This window comes from Flavobacterium soyae, from assembly GCF_021245985.1.
GTDB classification, from domain to species: Bacteria; Bacteroidota; Bacteroidia; order Flavobacteriales; family Flavobacteriaceae; genus Flavobacterium; species Flavobacterium soyae.
Genome location: NZ_JAJQXA010000007.1, coordinates 192,972 through 211,121, shown reverse-complemented (window position 1 = coordinate 211,121; position 18,150 = coordinate 192,972). Strand labels below are relative to the sequence as shown.

Here is an 18,150-nt window from a genome sequence, read left to right as displayed (position 1 = left end):
TAAAGAAAATAAAAAAATATAGTATGAAAAAAGTAATCGCATTAATCGTCTTCTTTACATCGGCTTTCTTCACAGGCTGCGAAGATGTTGTAGATGTTGATCTGGATACTGCACCTCCAAAATTAGTTGTCGAAGCTGCTATAAACTGGCAGAAAGGCACCACCGGAAAACAGCAGACAATAAAATTAACGACAACTACAGGCTATTTTGAATCAGTAATCCCAACTGTTTCCGGGGCTGTTATTTATATTAAAAACAGTGAAAATGTACAATTTAATTTTACAGAAGTTCCAAAAACGGGACGTTATGTGTGCAATAATTTTGTTCCTGAAATTAACGAAACTTACACGCTTACCGTAATTAGCGGAGGAAATACGTATACAGCTTCTGAAACTTTAAAATCTGTAGCACCAATTACACGTATTGAACAAAATAACGAAGGCGGATTTACAGGAAAAGATATCGAAATAAGAGCCTATTATAACGACCCTGCAGACGCAGACAATTTCTATTTATATAAATATGTGTACTCAAACAAAATCACATCTAATTTTTATGCTGATGAGGATAAGTTTTTTCAGGGAAATGAATTCTTTAGTGTTTCTGATGACGATGAACTCAAAGCTGGAGACGAAATAGAAATAACGCATTACGGCATTTCAAAACAATACTATAATTATATGAGTATTTTGGTAAGCATTGCCGGCAGTAATGTTGGCGGGCCTTTTCAATCGCCGCCCGCAACCGTAAAAGGAAACATCATCAATACAACGGATAAAGCAAATTACCCCTTAGGTTATTTTTCACTTAGTGAAAGCCAGACAAAAAAATTCAAAATAGAATAATAAATATGGAAGCCAGAATTGAAACTTTAAACGAAAAAAAGCTTATCGGAAAACGTATTGAAATGTCATTTATCGAAAACAAAACATTTCAGTTATGGAATAATTTTATGCCAAAACGAAAAGAAATCAAAAATACAATTAATGAAAATTTATATTCGCTGGAAGTGTTTTCTCCCGCGCATTTTGATAATTTTGACCCGGGCAGAACTTTTCAAAAATGGGCTGCAGTAGAAGTTGAAAATTATGACGAAGTCCCGTCAGAAATGGAAACTTTAATTATTCCAGACGGTTTATACGCCGTTTTTGTACATTACGGACCAGCATCAGAAGGACATAAAACCTATCATGCAATTTTTGCAGAATGGCTTCCAAATTCAGAATATTTAGTTGACGACAGGCCACATTTTGCCGTAATGGATCATAAGTACAAAAATGACGATCCGAAATCGGAAGAAGAAATCTGGATTCCGATAAAAAACAGGAATTAATCTCTTCGCTATGAATTATTCTTCTTAATTTACAACTAAAAAACATGTTAATCGAAACACTAAAAATACTTTTTAACAGGGATTTAAACAAACTCAAATTTGAAATTGAATCATACGAATTCGAAAAACAAATCTGGGCCGTTGACAAAAACATTTCTAATTCTGCCGGGAATCTTGCGCTGCATTTAATTGGAAACATCAATACTTACATTGGAGCCCAAATTGGAAAAACTGGATATATCCGAAATCGTCCTTTAGAATTTTCTCTAAAAGATATTCCAAAATCAGAATTAATCGATAAAATTGAAAATACAATTATAGTTGTAAATGACGTGCTGGATATTTTAACTGAAGAAGATTTAAGCAAAATATATCCTGAGATTGTTTTTGAAAAAGAAATGACAACAGGATTTTTCTTAGTTCATCTTTCGACACATTTAGCGTATCATGTAGGGCAGATCAATTATCATAGAAGATTATTAGATATATAATAATATGCCACAGATTAAAAAGATTAAAAAGATTAATCATTCTAATCCTTTTAATCTGTGGCAAAAAAATCTAAAATCAACACTCTAAAATCTAAAATTCAAGCCGTACCTTTGCCCTACATTCAAAAAAACTCACATGTCATCACATCATATAGTTCGCGACGATCAGGAACCAGCTTTAATAATTGCAAATGGAGCAGCCTGCGATCCTGAATTATTAGGGCAATTGCTAGAATGGTCTCCGCTTGTTATCGTTTTAGATTCGGCAATAGAAAGAGTTATTGAATTGGGTATTAAAGTCGATGTACTTTTAGGGGATTTTGACAGAGGCTTTGATCCAGAGATTTACAGAACATCGCAATATCCAATAGAAATTGTACATACTGAAGATCAGGAAAAAACAGATCTTGAAAAAGCCTGCGATTATCTCGTTGAAAGAAAAATTCCTGCCGTAAACGTAGTCTGGGCAACCGGAAAACGTGCAGATCATACTATTACAAATCTTACTAATATTGTTCGTCATCGAGATACACTTAAAATTGTAATTCTCGACGATCATTCAAAAATATTTCTTCTGCCAAGAAAATTTGAAAAATGGTATACAGCAAAAACTCCAATTTCACTAATCCCAATTGGTGTTGTGAACGGAATTTATTCTACCAATTTAAAATACGAATTGAATAATGATACCCTAACAATGGGTTACAGAACCGGAAGCAGCAATTCAGTAGCAAACGACGGTTTAGTTACTATTAATCACACAAATGGTGATTTGTTATTAATGGAATGTTTTGATTAATTTCTTTTTAAACAAATAAAAACATTCCTAACGAAAAGAGCCAGAGGCTCGGTTCATTTTGTAGGGCCGGATTTCAATCCGGTTTAAGCATACACAGAAATCAATAAAAATGAAAGCAGAAAACAATTCCCAAAAAGACAATTTACACCCAAGAAATCTTCATCGTTCCAGATATGATTTTGAACTTCTTATTTCAAATTGTCCTGAATTAAAAGCTTTTATTTCCATCAATAAATACGGAATCGAAACAGTTGATTTCAGTAATCCTCTCGCAGTAAAAACTCTAAATAAAGCTTTACTGCAAACCTATTACGATATTCAAAACTGGGATATTCCTAAAAATTATCTTTGTCCGCCAATTCCGGGCCGTGCAGATTACATTCATTATATAGCTGATTTATTAGCTGAAACAAACAATAATCAAATTCCAGAAGGAAATTCTGTTTTAGGATTAGATATCGGATCTGGTTCAAATTTAATCTATCCGATATTAGGAAATTCAATTTACAACTGGAGTTTTGTTGCGACTGATATTGACAAAAAAGCAATCGAAAACTGCAGCAAAATTATCGAAGCTAATCCAAGATTAATCGATGCAATCAGTTTACAGCAACAAACAGAACCCCGATTTATCTTTAAAAACATTATAATTCCCGAAGACCGATTTACATTCACAATGTGTAATCCGCCTTTTCACGCATCAGCAGAAGAAGCCAATAAAAGCACCTCGAGAAAAGTTTCCAATCTAAATCCAAAGGAAAAAAGAAACACAAATCCAGTTTTAAACTTCGGAGGCCAAAATGCAGAATTGTGGTGCAGTGGCGGCGAAATTGGTTTTGTAACCCAAATGATTTACGAAAGCGCAAAATATGCTTCGCAAGTTTTGTGGTTTACAACTTTGGTTTCTAAAAAAGAAAATCTTTCTTCGATTTACAAAACTTTGAAAAAAGTAAATGCTGTTGAAGTTAAAACAATTGAAATGTCGCAGGGTCAGAAAAATAGCCGTATTGTAGCGTGGAGTTTTTTAAATGAAGCTCAACAAAAGTCTTGGAAATTAGATAATCACAAAAATTCATCTGAAAACTATTCACAAGAATATAATGACGATTTAGAAACTGCTGAAGAAAATATCAAAAAAAGTAACTTTCATTCACATAATGAAATGAAAGGCAAAATTGAGCAATGGAAAAAGAAGTAATTTAGAAATTTACTACTTACAATTTAAAATTTTAGACCAACAAAACAACACCCTATATTACTGATTTTCAACTAAACTCTTGATTATATAATTTGGTTTTGCTAAATTTAGTAAACTATTTAAAATCAAGGTTATGGCAGAATATATTGGTTATCTCGCATCTGTTTTTATTGTTGGAGGTTTTTTGCTTAAAGATCTTAAAACAATACGACTCATAAACTTATTTGGATGTATTTGTTTTGTAGTTTACGGCATCTTTTTAAAAGATTACAGAGATTTAAGTCAATGGCTTTTACCGATTATTATCCCAAATGCAATTTTATCATTTGTTCAAATCTATCATTTGACAAAAAAGCATAACAGATTGTAATTATGATATTTTAAAACAAAATTCTGATACAATTTCCTTTTTCGATAATCGTAACTTTAAGTTCAAATTGAACTTATAACCATGTCAAAATTATACTCCAGATTAGCAATACTCTTATTTTTAGTAACAAGCTGCGCTTCAAGTAAAAAGGCAAAATTTGAAGATTATGTCTTTAAAACCAAAAGCGAAGAACAAAAATATCAAACCGCTTATAACAAGGCTTTAAAACTTTGGGATATTCCGTATACCGAAGAAAATGTAAAAACAAGTTTTGGAACTGCCCATGTCATCATTGCCGGACCAAAAAACGGAAAGGATTTAGTTTTACTCCACGGAATGGATGCCAGTTCAACGATGTGGTATCCTAACATTAAAACTTTAACTAAAAATCATCGCATTTATGCCATCGATTTTATAATGGAACCCAACAAATCTCATTTAACAGCAAAGCCGCTTTCTTCAGAAGAAATTGTCATTTGGTACAACAAAATTTTCGATCATTATAAATTAAAGAAATTCGACATAATTGGGGCTTCCCGAGGCGGATGGATTGCAGTATTATTGGCCATTCAAAAAGAAAATTCTATAGATAAAATTGTACTGCTAAGTCCGGCACAAACTTTTAAATTCATTGACAAACCTAGAAAAACATCATCAGCTTTACTTTTAAAACTTTTTCCTAGTGAAAAGAAATTCAGCAAAACATTAAAAACATTTTCTACGCATCCTGAAAAAATTAGTCCTATCTATAACAGGCAATTTTACTTGGCTAATAAATACGCCAAATCAAATTCGAGTATGTTAAAAATGATGCCTTTTTCAGATAAAGAATTAGAATCAATCAATAATCCTATTCTGATTTTAATTGGCGACAAAGATGTTATTAATTCTGAAGAAAGTTTAGAGCGTGCACAAAAGCACTTATCCAACAGCAAAACAAAAATCATAAAAGATGCCGTTATTGATTTTTTAGAATAAGATCATTTGCCACGAATTTCCACGAATTTATTTAATTGGATTATAGAAAAATTAATTCGTGAAAATTCGTGAAATTTGTGGCAAACTTGTATCTTAAATGTAGTCCCCTACGGGACAATTTGTACAAACGAATATTTGTTTTTCTACCGATATTTAATCTCTACGAGATATGCTTAATGGCAAATTATTTGTTAGAAAAATTATCATTTGGCTATTAAATTTGGTTGAAAAATTTCACTTGTATCTTAAAATAAATTCGAAAAAATTATCTCGTAGAGATTTAATATCGGTAGAAATAAATGATTATCATATTTTAAAATGCCCCGTAGGGACTATACAAATCGCCACCTTTTTTATCTTTTTTATAGCATTCAAACTTTGTATCTTTACAAAACCAACTTTTCATCAATAAAAAAATGAGTTTCCAAGTAGCTTCAGAATATAGTCCAAAAGGAGATCAGCCGCAAGCGATTCAAAAATTGGCGCAAGGTGTAATCGACGGAGAAAAATATCAAACATTATTAGGAGTTACAGGATCTGGTAAAACATTTACCGTCGCTAATGTTATTCAGGAAGTACAACGTCCAACTCTGGTTTTGGCACATAACAAAACTTTGGCTGCGCAGCTGTATTCAGAATTCAAACAATTTTTCCCGAATAATGCGGTTGAATATTTCGTTTCTTACTACGACTATTATCAGCCGGAAGCTTTTATGCCTGTAACAGGAGTTTTTATTGAAAAAGATTTATCTATCAATGAAGAGCTTGAAAAGATGCGTTTAAGTACTACTTCTTCCCTGCTTTCCGGTCGACGTGATGTTTTGGTTGTAGCCTCTGTTTCTTGTTTATATGGTATTGGAAACCCAGTTGAATTTAAGAAGAATGTAATTGAGATAACCAGAGATCAGGTTATTTCTAGAACTAAATTGCTGCATAGCCTTGTACAAAGTTTGTATGCCAGAACTGAAGCCGATTTTAATCCGGGAACTTTTAGAATTAAAGGCGATACGGTAGAAATTTATCCAAGTTATGCGGATGATGCTTACAGAGTTCATTTTTTTGGAGATGAAATTGAAGAAATAGAATCTTTTGATGCAAAGACTTCTCAGGTTATTGAGAAATTTAAAAGACTGACTATTTACCCAGCCAATATGTTTGTAACCTCGCCCGAAGTCCTTCAAGGCGCTATTTGGGAGATTCAGCAGGATTTGGTCAAACAAGTTGATTATTTTAAAGAAATAGGCAAACATTTAGAAGCCAAACGTTTAGAAGAAAGAACCAATTTCGATTTAGAAATGATTCGTGAATTGGGTTATTGTTCCGGAATTGAAAATTACTCCCGTTATCTTGACGGAAGACAAGCCGGAACAAGACCTTTCTGTTTACTGGATTATTTTCCAAATGATTTTTTAATGATTGTTGACGAAAGCCACGTTACGGTTTCGCAGGTTCATGCCATGTATGGAGGCGACCGCAGCCGTAAAGAAAATCTGGTTGAATATGGTTTCCGTTTACCAGCTGCAATGGACAACAGACCTTTGAAATTTGAAGAGTTTGAGGCTTTGCAAAATCAGGTAATTTACGTTTCGGCAACTCCGGCTGATTATGAATTACAGAAATCGGATGGAATTTATGTCGAACAGATTATTCGTCCAACAGGATTATTAGATCCGGTTATTGAAGTGCGTCCAAGTTTAAATCAAATAGATGATTTAATTGAAGAAATTCAGGTTCGCTGTGAATTAGACGAAAGAGTTTTGGTGACAACTTTGACTAAAAGAATGGCCGAAGAATTAGCCAAATACTTAACTAAAGTCAGCATTCGATGCCGTTACATCCATTCTGAAGTAGATACTTTGGAACGTATCGAAATCATGCAGGATTTACGAAAAGGCATTTTTGATGTTTTAATTGGTGTAAACTTACTTCGTGAAGGTTTAGATTTACCCGAAGTTTCGCTTGTAGCAATTCTAGATGCTGATAAAGAAGGTTTCTTAAGAAACCACCGTTCGTTAACCCAGACAATTGGTCGTGCGGCGAGAAACTTAAATGGTAAAGCGATTATGTATGCCGATAAAATTACGGCGAGTATGCAGAGAACAATCGACGAAACCAATTATAGAAGAACAAAACAGATTAATTTTAATGTCGAAAATAATATTACTCCTCAGGCATTAAACAAAAAAATAGAAAGTGCTTTTACCAAAAATCCTTTGGTTGAATACGAACTAGGCCATACTCTGTCAGTCGCTGCAGAACCAGAAACGGCGTATATGTCTAAAGCTGATCTTGAAAAAATGATTCGTGAGAAACGAAAATCTATGGAAAAAGCGGCGAAAGAATTAGACTTTATGCAGGCCGCAAAACTGCGTGACGATATCAAAAAATTACAGGAACAATTACCTTAATTGTGTTGTTCCTGAAAAACCCTTAATAAAACTTTAGGCTCAATCATGGCATTTGGAGCTTTTTTCATTAAATCTAAAATACGCTTTACTGCACTTGGATTTAATCCCATTTCGATTGCAATCTGCTGAATTCCTATTGCCTCTTTTTCATGTAAAATTCCGTCGCAGTGCATGATTAAAGCCAATCTGTAAAACTGCTGAATGCGCTGAAATTCTGATTTTACAACTACAGGTTTAATTTCCTGATGGAACAAATCATGAAAAACATCCAAACTAATATTTAATTCCTGAGCAACGTGCCACAAAAAATCATACTCTCTTTTATGCAATTGCCCATCAACTGTAGAAAAGGCAATCAATTCTAAAAGTAAACTTTTCTTTTGTGCTTCGGTATTCATCAATTTATTATTTTTAGCTAAAATATTGCTTTTAAATTAAAAACACAAAATCTAATGATGAGGGGATTTTTCATATTTATATTTCTTTGGATGATTTCCGGAAATGCACAAAGTACGGCTTCAAAAAATGTATCCACTTTCGAAATTGACGCACCTCAATTAAAGACCAAAAAGAAAATCTGGATTTATCTTCCCGAAAATTATTCGGCTTCAGCCAAAAAATACAGCGTGATTTATATGCACGACGCTCAAAACTTGTTTGATGCCAAAACTTCTTATGCAGGCGAATGGAATGTCGACGAAAAACTAGACAGTTTAAAAGCTCAGGTTATTGTTGTTGGAATTGAACACGGAAATGAAAAACGCATCGAAGAATTAACACCTTTTAAAAACGAAAAATACGGCGGAGGAAATGCGGATAATTATTTAGAATTTATCGTAAAAACATTAAAACCTTATATCGATAAAAACTACAGAACTAAGACAAAAGCTAAGAATACAATCATTTTTGGAAGTTCATTGGGCGGTTTGGTTTCTTATTATGGAGCTTTAAAATACCCCAAAGTATTTGGCAAAGCCGGCGTTTTTTCGCCTTCATTTTGGTATACAAACGATATTTTCACTTTTACAGAAAAGATACCAAAAATTAAAACCAAATTTTACTTTTTATGCGGCGATAAAGAAGATGAAAATATGGTGAAGGACATGACCAAAATGGAAAAATTATTAGACACAAAACGTTGTTACTGTCTTCATCTTACCAAATCTAAAATTGTAAAAGGCGGCGAACATAATGAAAAATTATGGCGGGACGGTTTTGTAAAAGCGGTTCTTTGGCTTAATTATTGAGAAAAAACATAAAAAAACAGCACAAAAATCATGAAACTAATTTTAAGAGAATATAACCTAAAACTAAAACACACTTTCACGATTTCAAGAGAATCTATTGATTTTCAGCCTTCGCTGATTGTTGAATTGCAAAGTGATGGTTTTTCGGGTTTTGGGGAAGCAACTTCAAATCCGTATTACAAAACAACGGTTCCAATGATGATGCAGGATTTAGAAAAAATCAGAAGCATTATTGAAAATACAGAAAATGAGACTCCAGAAGTATTTTGGGCAAAAATTCATCCGTTTTTAAAAGACGACATGTTTGCACTTTGTGCTTTAGATTTGGCCTATAATGATTTGTATGCTCGTAAAAAAGGTAAAAAGTTATACGAATTATGGAATTATACAACCGAAAGAAATCCGCTTACGGATTATACGATTGGAATTGCTTCTATTGAAAAAATGGTGTCAAAAATGCAGGAACTTCCCTGGCCTATTTATAAAATTAAATTAGGAACCAAAGAAGATATTGCCATTGTAAAAGAACTTAGAAAACATACTGATGCTATTTTTAGAATCGATGCCAACTGCGGCTGGGGCGTTGAGGAAACAATTAATAATGCCATTGAATTAAAAAAACTGGGCGTTGAGTTTCTGGAACAACCTATGAAAGCAGATAATTGGGAAGCGCACAAAGAGGTTTTTAAACATTCTGTTCTTCCTATTATTGCCGATGAAAGCTGTATTATTGAAGAAGATGTTGCCAAATGTCACAATCATTTTCACGGAGTAAATGTCAAATTGGTAAAATGCGGCGGTTTAACTCCCGGCAAAAGAATGATTGAAGAAGCTAAAAAATTGGGATTAAAAACAATGGTAGGCTGCATGACCGAATCTACTGTTGGAATCTCTGCGATTGCCCATTTATTACCTCAGCTTGATTATGTTGATATGGATGGTGCGTTACTTTTAGCACAAGATATTGCAACCGGAGTAACCATAAAAAATGGTGCTGTGAGTTATTCTGAACTTAACGGAACCGGAGTTACGCTTCTATAAAAATGATAGTAGAAAAATTTCCCGACCGTATTATTGAAATTGACCAAGAACAGTATTTGTATTTTGGCGGAACCGCTTATTTAGGATTGCCAACAAACAAAGATTTTCAGGATTTGGTGATTAAGAACATTCTTAATTGGGGAACAACTTACGGAAGTTCCAGAACTGCCAATATCAAATTAAAGGCTTATGATGAAGGCGAAAAATTTCTGGCGTCTCATATAAGTTCAGAAAGTACGGTTACGATTTCTTCAGGAATGCTGGCCGGAAAATTGGTTATAGATTTAATGAAAACGCAGACAGATTGTTTTTTTCATTTTAATGATACGCACAATGCAATCAGAATTGAAAATAGTTTACCATTATTCGTTAATAATAAATTAAATGAGCGTTTATTAGATTCAAAACAGGAGAAAATAGCCATTCTTACGGATGGTGTTCCTTCTTTTGAAACGAAGCCTGTTGATTTATCCTTTTTAAAACAAATTCCAAGTCATAAAGAAGTTACTTTAATTTTAGATGAATCGCATTCTTTTGGGATTTTAGGTGGAAATGGAGCTGGAATTTATTCCTCAATTCAATATCCAGTTAAAAGAAAAATCATGGTTTCTTCTCTCGGAAAAGCTTTCGGATTAACCGGTGGAGTAATTGCTGCTGATTTTGGTTTTATCAATGAAATAAAAGAAATGGAAACTTTTACAAGTGCAGCGGGAATGAACCCTGCTTTTGTACAAACTCTTTCTGATGCTGCAGAAATTTATACTTTACAGCACATCAAACTGCTGGAGAATTTAAAGTATCTAGATTCGATTTTAATCCAAAACAACAATATTAAGTTTGACAAAAACTATCCTTTGATTTATCTTTCATCAAAGGAATTAGTTGAAAAATTAAAAACCGAAAAAATTATTATTGCCAGTTTTAAATATACCAAAAACGCTGAGCCTCTAAATCGAATTGTAATTACAGCAAATCATCTCAAAGAAGATTTAGATAAACTTGCTGCGGTTTTGAATTCATAGCATTATTAAGGTTACCACGAATTTGCACGTTTTTTTTTGCCACAGATTAAAAAGATTTTAATGATTTTCTTAAGCAATTATAAATCCTCATAATCCTTTTAATCTGTGGCAAAAAACATAAAAAAATTAATTCGTGAAAATTAGTGCAATTCGTGGCAGAAAAAATAAATCGGCTGAATTGTTTTTAAACCGTACCTTTGCAAAAAATAAACGATGACAAATAACGATATACTTAAAAAACTTCGCGTGGCTTTGATGCTCCGTGATGACCAAATAGTTGAGATTTTAGAATTAGTAGATTTTAGAATTTCAAAATCAGAATTGGGTGCTTTTTTTAGAGCCGAAGATCATCCTAATTATATGGAATGCGGCGATCAGGTTTTGAGAAACTTCTTAAACGGATTGGTTATTCATTTAAGAGGAACGAAAGAAAATCCTAAAAACCCAACGGATGTTTTAGCAAAACATAAAGCAGAAATTCCGAAGAAAGAAACTTCTAAAGAAAGACCTGAGTTTAAAGCTGCTCCAAAAGATTCAGAAAAATATAGAGGCGACCAAAGTTCATCAAAGTCGGGTTCAGCAGCTGGAAAACCTAAAAAGAAATCATTCCCAAAAGGAAATGGAAAACCAGTTGTGGTAGAAAAAGTGGTTTACAAAAACGGTAAGAATAAGAAATAATTTAACCGCAAAGAACGGTAAAATTTTTAGCCACAGATTAAAAAGATTAACACAGATTTTTAAAATCCTTCTAATCTTTTTAATCTGTGGCTTATTTTTTAATTAGAGTTTTTTACGCAGAATATCGTAGAGACGCACAGCAGTGCGTCTACGTCTCGTGAATCCATAATGGAAAATACGTTGCGTAGACGCACTGCTGTGCGTCTCTACGATATACTTTGTCTTAAAAAATATTCTCAAACAGAATGTTTTTTGACATAATTACAAAAAAAATCCCTCCGAGAATCGAAGGGATTTTCTATATAATGATATTTTCTTATTTAATTAAGAAAGAGCAGCTTTAACTTGGTCAGCAGCTTCCTGGAATTGAACAGCTGATAAAATTGGCATACCAGAATTGTCAATTAATTCTTTTGCAATTTCAGCATTTGTTCCTTGCAAACGAACAATGATTGGCACATTGATAGCGTCTCCCATGTTTTTGTAAGCGTCAACAACACCTTGAGCAACACGGTCACAACGAACGATTCCTCCAAAGATATTGATTAAGATAGCTTTTACGTTTGGATCTTTCAGGATAATTCTAAAAGCTGTTTCAACACGTTTTGCATCAGCAGTTCCACCAACGTCAAGGAAGTTAGCAGGCTCAAAACCAGCATATTTAATTAAATCCATAGTTGCCATTGCAAGACCAGCTCCGTTTACCATACATCCTACAGTACCGTCAAGGTCAACATAATTCAAACCTACTTCTTTAGCTTCAACTTCGATTGGATTCTCCTCACGGATATCTCTCATTTCAGCATATTTAGCTTGTCTGTATAAAGCGTTATCGTCGATATTAACTTTAGCATCAACAGCTAAGATTTTGTTATCAGATGTTTTTAAAACCGGGTTGATTTCAAACATAGAAGCATCAGAACCAATGTAAGCATTGTATAATGCATCGATAAATTTCACCATTTCTTTAAAAGCATTACCAGAAAGACCTAGGTTAAAGGCAATTCTTCTTGCTTGAAAACCTTGTAATCCAACAGATGGATCAATTTCTTCAGTAAAGATTAAGTGTGGAGTATGCTCAGCAACTTCTTCGATATCCATTCCACCTTCAGTAGAATACATAATCATGTTGCGTCCTGTACCTCTATTCAATAAAACAGAAACATAAAACTCAGAAGTTTCACTTTCACCAGGATAGTAAACATCTTCAGCAACTAATACTTTGTTAACTTTTTTACCTTCAGGCGGAGTCTGAGGTGTAATCAACTGCATTCCGATGATTTGTTCTGCTAACTCTTCAACTTGCTGTAAGTTTTTTGCCAGCTTAACTCCACCGCCTTTTCCACGACCACCTGCGTGAATTTGTGCTTTTATTACATGCCATCCTGTACCAGTTTCGGCAGTTAATTGTTTTGCAGCAGCTACAGCTTCAACCGCATTGTTAGCCACAATTCCGCGTTGAACGCGTACTCCGTAACTTGCTAAAATTTCTTTTCCTTGATATTCGTGTATGTTCATAATATAGAATTTGTCTGGTTCTGAATTTATTTCAGAATAAAAGTGCGACAAAAGTAACAAAATACAACTTAAAAGTAAAATCTTTTTCTATTAAAAAATGACACTTAATAGGTATTAAACGTTTATTATTTCACAACGCAAAGAAATAGTTAACTAAATGATTTGTTAAAGTTAACTCAAAACCACTAAAACGTTTGATATTTAACAAAAACATCACCGTATTTATTAGCCTTGCGATGATTTTTCTTAATATATTTTAATTTGGATTATCATTTTATCATTTCGCAATGGTTAATATAATATTATTGTCAATTAAGAAGCCTTTTTCTAATATTACAACAAAAATGTAAGCAAAAGTATAATTTTAATACATTATGTTTAACGAAATCTTTATTTTTGTAGAAAAAATATCAAGAATGAAAGTTAAAGAACAAGGGCTTTATCTGCCTGAATTTGAACACGACAATTGTGGTGCAGGATTTATTTGTAATTTGAATGGTATTAAATCAAATGATATTATTCACAAAGCATTAGACATCTTAATTAAATTGGAACATCGTGGTGCCGTTAGTTCTGATGGAAGAACTGGAGACGGAGCGGGAATCTTATTTGATATCCCACATGATTTTTTTAAGAAAGTATGTGACTTTGAAATCCCGGAAACGCGTGAGTATGCAGTAGGAATGGTTTTTTTACCAAAAAGCAAAAACCAGGTGTCTTTTTGTATCAATGCATTTGAAGCAACTATTAAAGATCAAAACTTAAAGATCTTGGGTTGGAGAGATGTACCTGTTGAAGTTGAAAATTTAGGGCAGATCGCCGCAGAAAAAGAACCAACAGTTAAACAAGTTTTCGTTTCTAAAAATGGACAGGAATTAACTGAACAAGAATTTAATGCAAAACTTTTTGCAGCTAGAAAAATTGCTGAACATGCCGTAAGAGGATCTAAAACTTCTGAAAGCCACATGTTTTATTTTACTAGTTTATCGACAACTACTATAATATATAAAGGTCTATTGATGCCGGAAGACATCAGCCGTTATTATATAGATTTGAAAGATCCGGACCTGGTGACTCGTTTAGCACTTGTACACCAGCGTTTCTCTACAAACACATTCCCATCCTGGGACTTAGCTCAACCGTTTAGATACATGTGTCATAATGGTGAGATCAACACACTTCGTGGAAACGTAAGCCGTATGCGTGCTCGTGAAGAGCTTATGCAGAGCAAAGTTTTTGGCGATGATATCAAAAAATTATTCCCAATTATCTTAGAAGGAAAATCAGATTCTGCTTCTATGGATATGGTGGTTGAACTTTTATTAATGACAGGTCGTTCGTTGCCAGAAGCCATGATGATGGTGGTTCCTGAAGCTTGGGAAAAACACCAGACAATGTCTCCTGAAAAAAGAGCATTCTACGAGTTTAACGCTTGTATTATGGAGCCTTGGGATGGCCCAGCCTCTATTCCGTTTACAGATGGTAACGTAATTGGTGCATTACTAGACAGAAACGGATTGCGTCCTTCTCGTTATACATTAACAAAAAGCGGTTTCGTAATCATGTCATCAGAAATTGGTGTACTAGATATCGATCCTGAAGATGTAATTCAGCACGGTCGTTTAGAGCCAGGAAAAATGTTCTTGGTTGATATGAATGAAGGCCGTATCATCGAAGACGAAGAAGTTAAAAAAGCAATCGTTACAAAACGTCCGTACCAGGAATGGTTAGACGCTAACTTATTGCCTTTAGCAAAAGTTCCTTATACGAATAATCCAACTCCGGTTGAGAAATTAGATTTCCAGACAAGACAGCGTTTATTTGGTTATACAATTGAAGATTTAAAAACAATCATCAACCCAATGGGAGGACAAGGTGCTGAAGCAATCAGTTCTATGGGTAACGATACACCTTTGGCAGTATTATCAGACCAGCCTCAATTGTTGTACAACTATTTCAAACAATTATTTGCTCAGGTTACCAACCCGCCTTTGGATGGTATTCGTGAAGAAATCATTACCGATATTAGTTTAGCGGTTGGAGGAGATTTCAATATTTTCGAAATTGAATCTAAACAGTGTAAAAAATTAAAAATCCAGAATCCGGTTATTTCAAACGAGGATTTGGATAAAATCAGAAACATTGATCACGTAGATTTTAAATCGGCTACTATTTCTACATTATATAAAATAGAAAAAGGAGTTAACGGTTTAGAGCGTGCACTTGAAAAATGTGTTCAGGCAACTTACAAAGCAGTAAATGAAGGATGCAATATTATCATTCTTTCTGATAGAGGCGTGAGCGAAGAATTAGCTCCAATTCCAATGTTATTGGCTTGTTCTTACATTCACCACTCATTGAATATTTTACAGGTTCGTTCTAAATTCGGAATCATAATCGAATCTGCAGAACCTCGTGAACCTCATCATTTTGCTTTATTGTTCGGATACGGTGCAAGTGCAATCAATCCATACATGGTAAACGAAATTATTTACGATCAGGTAGCACAAGGTTTCATTACCGGAGTAAAAGCTGATTATGCAGTTGTAAACTACAACAAAGCAATTGCAAAAGGAATCGTTAAAATCATGAATAAAATTGGTATCTCTACATTACATTCATACAGAGCTGCCCAGATTTTCGAGATTTTAGGTTTAAATAAAACATTTACTTCTAAATACTTCCCTTACACTCCATCTAGAATTGAAGGAATTGGTTTAATGGAAGTGGAGAAAGAAGTGAAAAAACGTTTCCAAAAAGCTTTCCCAAATTCAAAAATTGCAAACTTGCTTTCTCTTGAAATTGGAGGTATTTACAGATGGAGACGTGGTGGCGAAAAACACATGTTTAACCCAACCACTATTTCTAAATTACAACAAGCGGTTCGTTTAAACAGCCCGGAAAGTTATAAAGAATACTCAAATGCCGTTAACGAGCAAAGCTCAAACTTAATGACTATTAGAGGTTTATTTGAATTCAACAATTTGGACCCAATTTCTATTGACGAAGTAGAACCTTGGACAGAAATTGTGAAGAAATTTAAAACGGGCGCGATGTCTTATGGCTCTATCAGTCAGGAAGCACATGAGAACTTAGCCATTGCAATGAACAGAATTGGTGGTAAAAGTAACTCTGGAGAAGGTGGAGAAGATCCAAAACGTTTCCAGAAAGAAATTAACGGAGATTCCAGAAACAGTGCAATCAAACAAGTTGCATCAGGACGTTTTGGTGTTTCAATCAACTATTTGACAAACGCTAAAGAAATCCAGATTAAAATGGCTCAGGGTGCAAAACCTGGTGAAGGTGGCCAGCTGCCTGGAGAAAAAGTAGTGCCTTGGATTGCTGAAACTAGAAACTCTACACCTTATGTGGGTTTGATTTCACCTCCGCCACACCACGATATTTACTCTATTGAGGATTTATCTCAGTTGATTTATGACTTAAAAAATGCCAATCGTGAAGCACGTGTAAACGTAAAATTAGTTTCTGAAGTTGGAGTTGGAACTATCGCTGCCGGTGTTGCCAAAGCAAAAGCTGACGTGATCTTAATTTCTGGTTATGACGGAGGAACTGGTGCCGCTCCACTAACATCTTTACAACACACAGGTATTCCGTGGGAACTTGGTTTAGCCGAAGCTCAGCAGACTTTAATCTTAAACGATTTAAGAAGCCGTGTAGTTCTTGAATGTGACGGACAGTTAAAAACAGGTCGTGACGTTGCTATCGCTGCTTTATTAGGAGCTGAAGAATTTGGTTTTGCCACTGCTCCGCTTGTAGCTTCTGGATGTATCATGATGAGAGCTTGTCACTTAAATACGTGTCCGGTTGGTATTGCAACTCAGGATCCAGAATTGAGAAAAAATTTCAAAGGAACTCCAGAGCACGTAATTAACTTTATGTATTTTATTGCAGAAGAATTAAGAGAAATCATGGCTCAGTTAGGATTCAGAACTTTAAAAGAAATGGTGGGCCAGTCACAAAAATTAAATGTGAACAAAGCCATCAAACATTATAAAGCAAATGGCTTAGACTTGTCTACAATTCTATACAAACCGGAAAAAGCTAAAACGGTTCCAAATCACAACACAACACAACAAGATCACCAGCTTGAAAACGTATTAGATTTTGATATCATCAAAGAAGCGATTCCGTCTATTTATAGAAAAGAAAAAACAAGAGTAACATTTAAAATTAAAAATACAGACCGTTCTGTAGGTGCGATTTTGAGTAACGAAATCTCAAAAATTTATGGCGCACAAGGATTACCTGATGACACTATTTTAGTTGATTTTGAAGGTTCTGCCGGACAAAGTTTTGGTGCATTTGCAACAAACGGATTGTCGTTTAAAATTCACGGAAACTGTAATGATTACTTAGGAAAAGGTCTGTCTGGAGGAAAACTAATTGTAAAAGTACCTCCTACTGCAACTTTTAAACCAGAGGATAATATCATTATTGGAAACGTTGCCCTTTACGGAGCTATTACCGGAGAGGCTTATATTAATGGAATTGCCGGAGAGCGTTTCTGCGTAAGAAATTCTGGAGCAACAGCAGTTGTTGAAGGAATTGGAGATCACGGATGCGAGTATATGACCGGTGGTACAGTGGTGGTTTTAGGAAAAACAGGAAGAAACTTCGCAGCTGGTATGAGCGGTGGTGTAGCTTATGTTTACGATCCAAATAAGAAATTCGATTCAACAGTATGTAACATGGAAATGGTTGCATTCGATCCAATGGAAGAAGAAGATCTTACCAAACTTAAACGATTGATTAGAAATCATTCATTGTACACAAGCAGTCCATTAGCAAAAGGAATTTTAGCAGACTGGGATAATCAACAAAAGCACTTCGTAAAAGTAATGCCGACAGATTACAAAAAAGCATTACAAAGAATTGCAGAAGAGAAAAAAATAGAAGAATTAATAGCGGGATAAATGATTTTAGAATTCAGATTTTAGATTTTAGATCGAACTAACCTCAAAGCTTTGTGAACTTAAAAACTCTCAAAGAATATCAAAAAAAGCCTTTGCGCTCTTTGCGGTTAAAAAAATTGGAATTTGGAATTTA

General features: G+C 34.3%; 15 protein-coding genes. 13 read left to right on the top strand and 2 right to left on the bottom strand.

The genetic code is table 11. The annotated features are described in order from the left end of the window. Positions 1 to 23: 23 nt before the first annotated feature. The 8 genes from LUU93_RS11345 (at position 24) to uvrB (ending at position 7,577) form a co-directional block, all read left to right on the top strand. Complete coding sequence (locus LUU93_RS11345; protein WP_232681206.1) at positions 24 to 845, top strand: DUF4249 domain-containing protein; 822 nt, start codon at positions 24 to 26, stop codon at positions 843 to 845. Between the two features lie 5 nt (positions 846 to 850). Next, positions 851 to 1,333 (top strand): GyrI-like domain-containing protein, encoded by a 483-nt coding sequence (locus LUU93_RS11340; protein WP_232681205.1) that lies wholly within the window; start codon positions 851 to 853, stop codon positions 1,331 to 1,333. A 44-nt stretch (positions 1,334 to 1,377) separates the two neighbouring features. Continuing rightward, on the top strand, positions 1,378 to 1,824 hold the full coding sequence (locus LUU93_RS11335; RefSeq protein WP_232681204.1) for a DinB family protein: 447 nt from the start codon (positions 1,378 to 1,380) through the stop codon (positions 1,822 to 1,824). A gap of 136 nt (positions 1,825 to 1,960) precedes the next feature. Beyond that, the gene (locus LUU93_RS11330; RefSeq protein ID WP_232681203.1) at positions 1,961 to 2,623 is read left to right on the top strand and encodes a thiamine diphosphokinase; all 663 of its coding nucleotides are present in this window, start codon (positions 1,961 to 1,963) and stop codon (positions 2,621 to 2,623) included. Positions 2,624 to 2,732: 109 nt separating this feature from the next. Next, positions 2,733 to 3,821 (top strand): 23S rRNA (adenine(1618)-N(6))-methyltransferase RlmF, encoded by a 1,089-nt coding sequence (gene rlmF, locus LUU93_RS11325; RefSeq protein ID WP_232681202.1) that lies wholly within the window; start codon positions 2,733 to 2,735, stop codon positions 3,819 to 3,821. 133 nt (positions 3,822 to 3,954) lie between these two features. Further along, positions 3,955 to 4,191, top strand: coding sequence for a uroporphyrinogen decarboxylase (locus LUU93_RS11320; RefSeq protein WP_232681201.1), 237 nt, complete (start codon positions 3,955 to 3,957; stop codon positions 4,189 to 4,191). A gap of 81 nt (positions 4,192 to 4,272) precedes the next feature. Further along, entirely contained in the window at positions 4,273 to 5,169 is an 897-nt protein-coding gene (locus tag LUU93_RS11315) for an alpha/beta fold hydrolase (RefSeq protein WP_232681200.1), read from the top strand. A gap of 416 nt (positions 5,170 to 5,585) precedes the next feature. Then, positions 5,586 to 7,577: an excinuclease ABC subunit UvrB gene (gene uvrB / locus LUU93_RS11310; RefSeq protein ID WP_232681197.1), complete on the top strand. Its 1,992-nt coding sequence runs from the start codon at positions 5,586 to 5,588 to the stop codon at positions 7,575 to 7,577. On the opposite strand, the gene LUU93_RS11305 is transcribed toward uvrB, so the two are convergent. Next, positions 7,574 to 7,975, bottom strand: a complete 402-nt coding sequence (locus tag LUU93_RS11305) for an excinuclease ABC subunit B (RefSeq protein WP_232681196.1) — start codon at positions 7,973 to 7,975, stop codon at positions 7,574 to 7,576. The genes uvrB and LUU93_RS11305 overlap by 4 nt on opposite strands. Positions 7,976 to 8,032: 57 nt before the next feature. Here LUU93_RS11305 and LUU93_RS11300 point away from each other — a divergent pair, with 57 nt between their 5' ends. The 4 genes from LUU93_RS11300 to LUU93_RS11285 all read left to right on the top strand — a co-directional run bounded on the left by LUU93_RS11300 (position 8,033) and on the right by LUU93_RS11285 (position 11,565). After that, entirely contained in the window at positions 8,033 to 8,824 is a 792-nt protein-coding gene (locus LUU93_RS11300; protein WP_438821637.1) for an alpha/beta hydrolase, read from the top strand. A gap of 30 nt (positions 8,825 to 8,854) precedes the next feature. Next, complete coding sequence (locus tag LUU93_RS11295) at positions 8,855 to 9,865, top strand: dipeptide epimerase (RefSeq protein ID WP_232681193.1); 1,011 nt, start codon at positions 8,855 to 8,857, stop codon at positions 9,863 to 9,865. Positions 9,866 to 9,867: 2 nt separating this feature from the next. Further along, entirely contained in the window at positions 9,868 to 10,887 is a 1,020-nt protein-coding gene (locus tag LUU93_RS11290; RefSeq protein WP_232681192.1) for an aminotransferase class I/II-fold pyridoxal phosphate-dependent enzyme, read from the top strand. A 213-nt stretch (positions 10,888 to 11,100) separates the two neighbouring features. Then, the gene (locus tag LUU93_RS11285; protein WP_232681191.1) at positions 11,101 to 11,565 is read left to right on the top strand and encodes a DUF1456 family protein; all 465 of its coding nucleotides are present in this window, start codon (positions 11,101 to 11,103) and stop codon (positions 11,563 to 11,565) included. 324 nt (positions 11,566 to 11,889) lie between these two features. On the opposite strand, the gene sucC is transcribed toward LUU93_RS11285, so the two are convergent. Beyond that, positions 11,890 to 13,083: an ADP-forming succinate--CoA ligase subunit beta gene (gene sucC / locus LUU93_RS11280; RefSeq protein ID WP_111377869.1), complete on the bottom strand. Its 1,194-nt coding sequence runs from the start codon at positions 13,081 to 13,083 to the stop codon at positions 11,890 to 11,892. 416 nt (positions 13,084 to 13,499) lie between these two features. On the opposite strand from sucC, the gene gltB reads away from it, so the two are divergent. Further along, positions 13,500 to 18,017 carry a glutamate synthase large subunit gene (gene gltB, locus LUU93_RS11275; RefSeq protein WP_232681190.1) on the top strand — a complete coding sequence of 1,506 codons (4,518 nt, stop codon included), beginning with the start codon at positions 13,500 to 13,502 and terminating at the stop codon, positions 18,015 to 18,017. Positions 18,018 to 18,150: the final 133 nt, after the last annotated feature.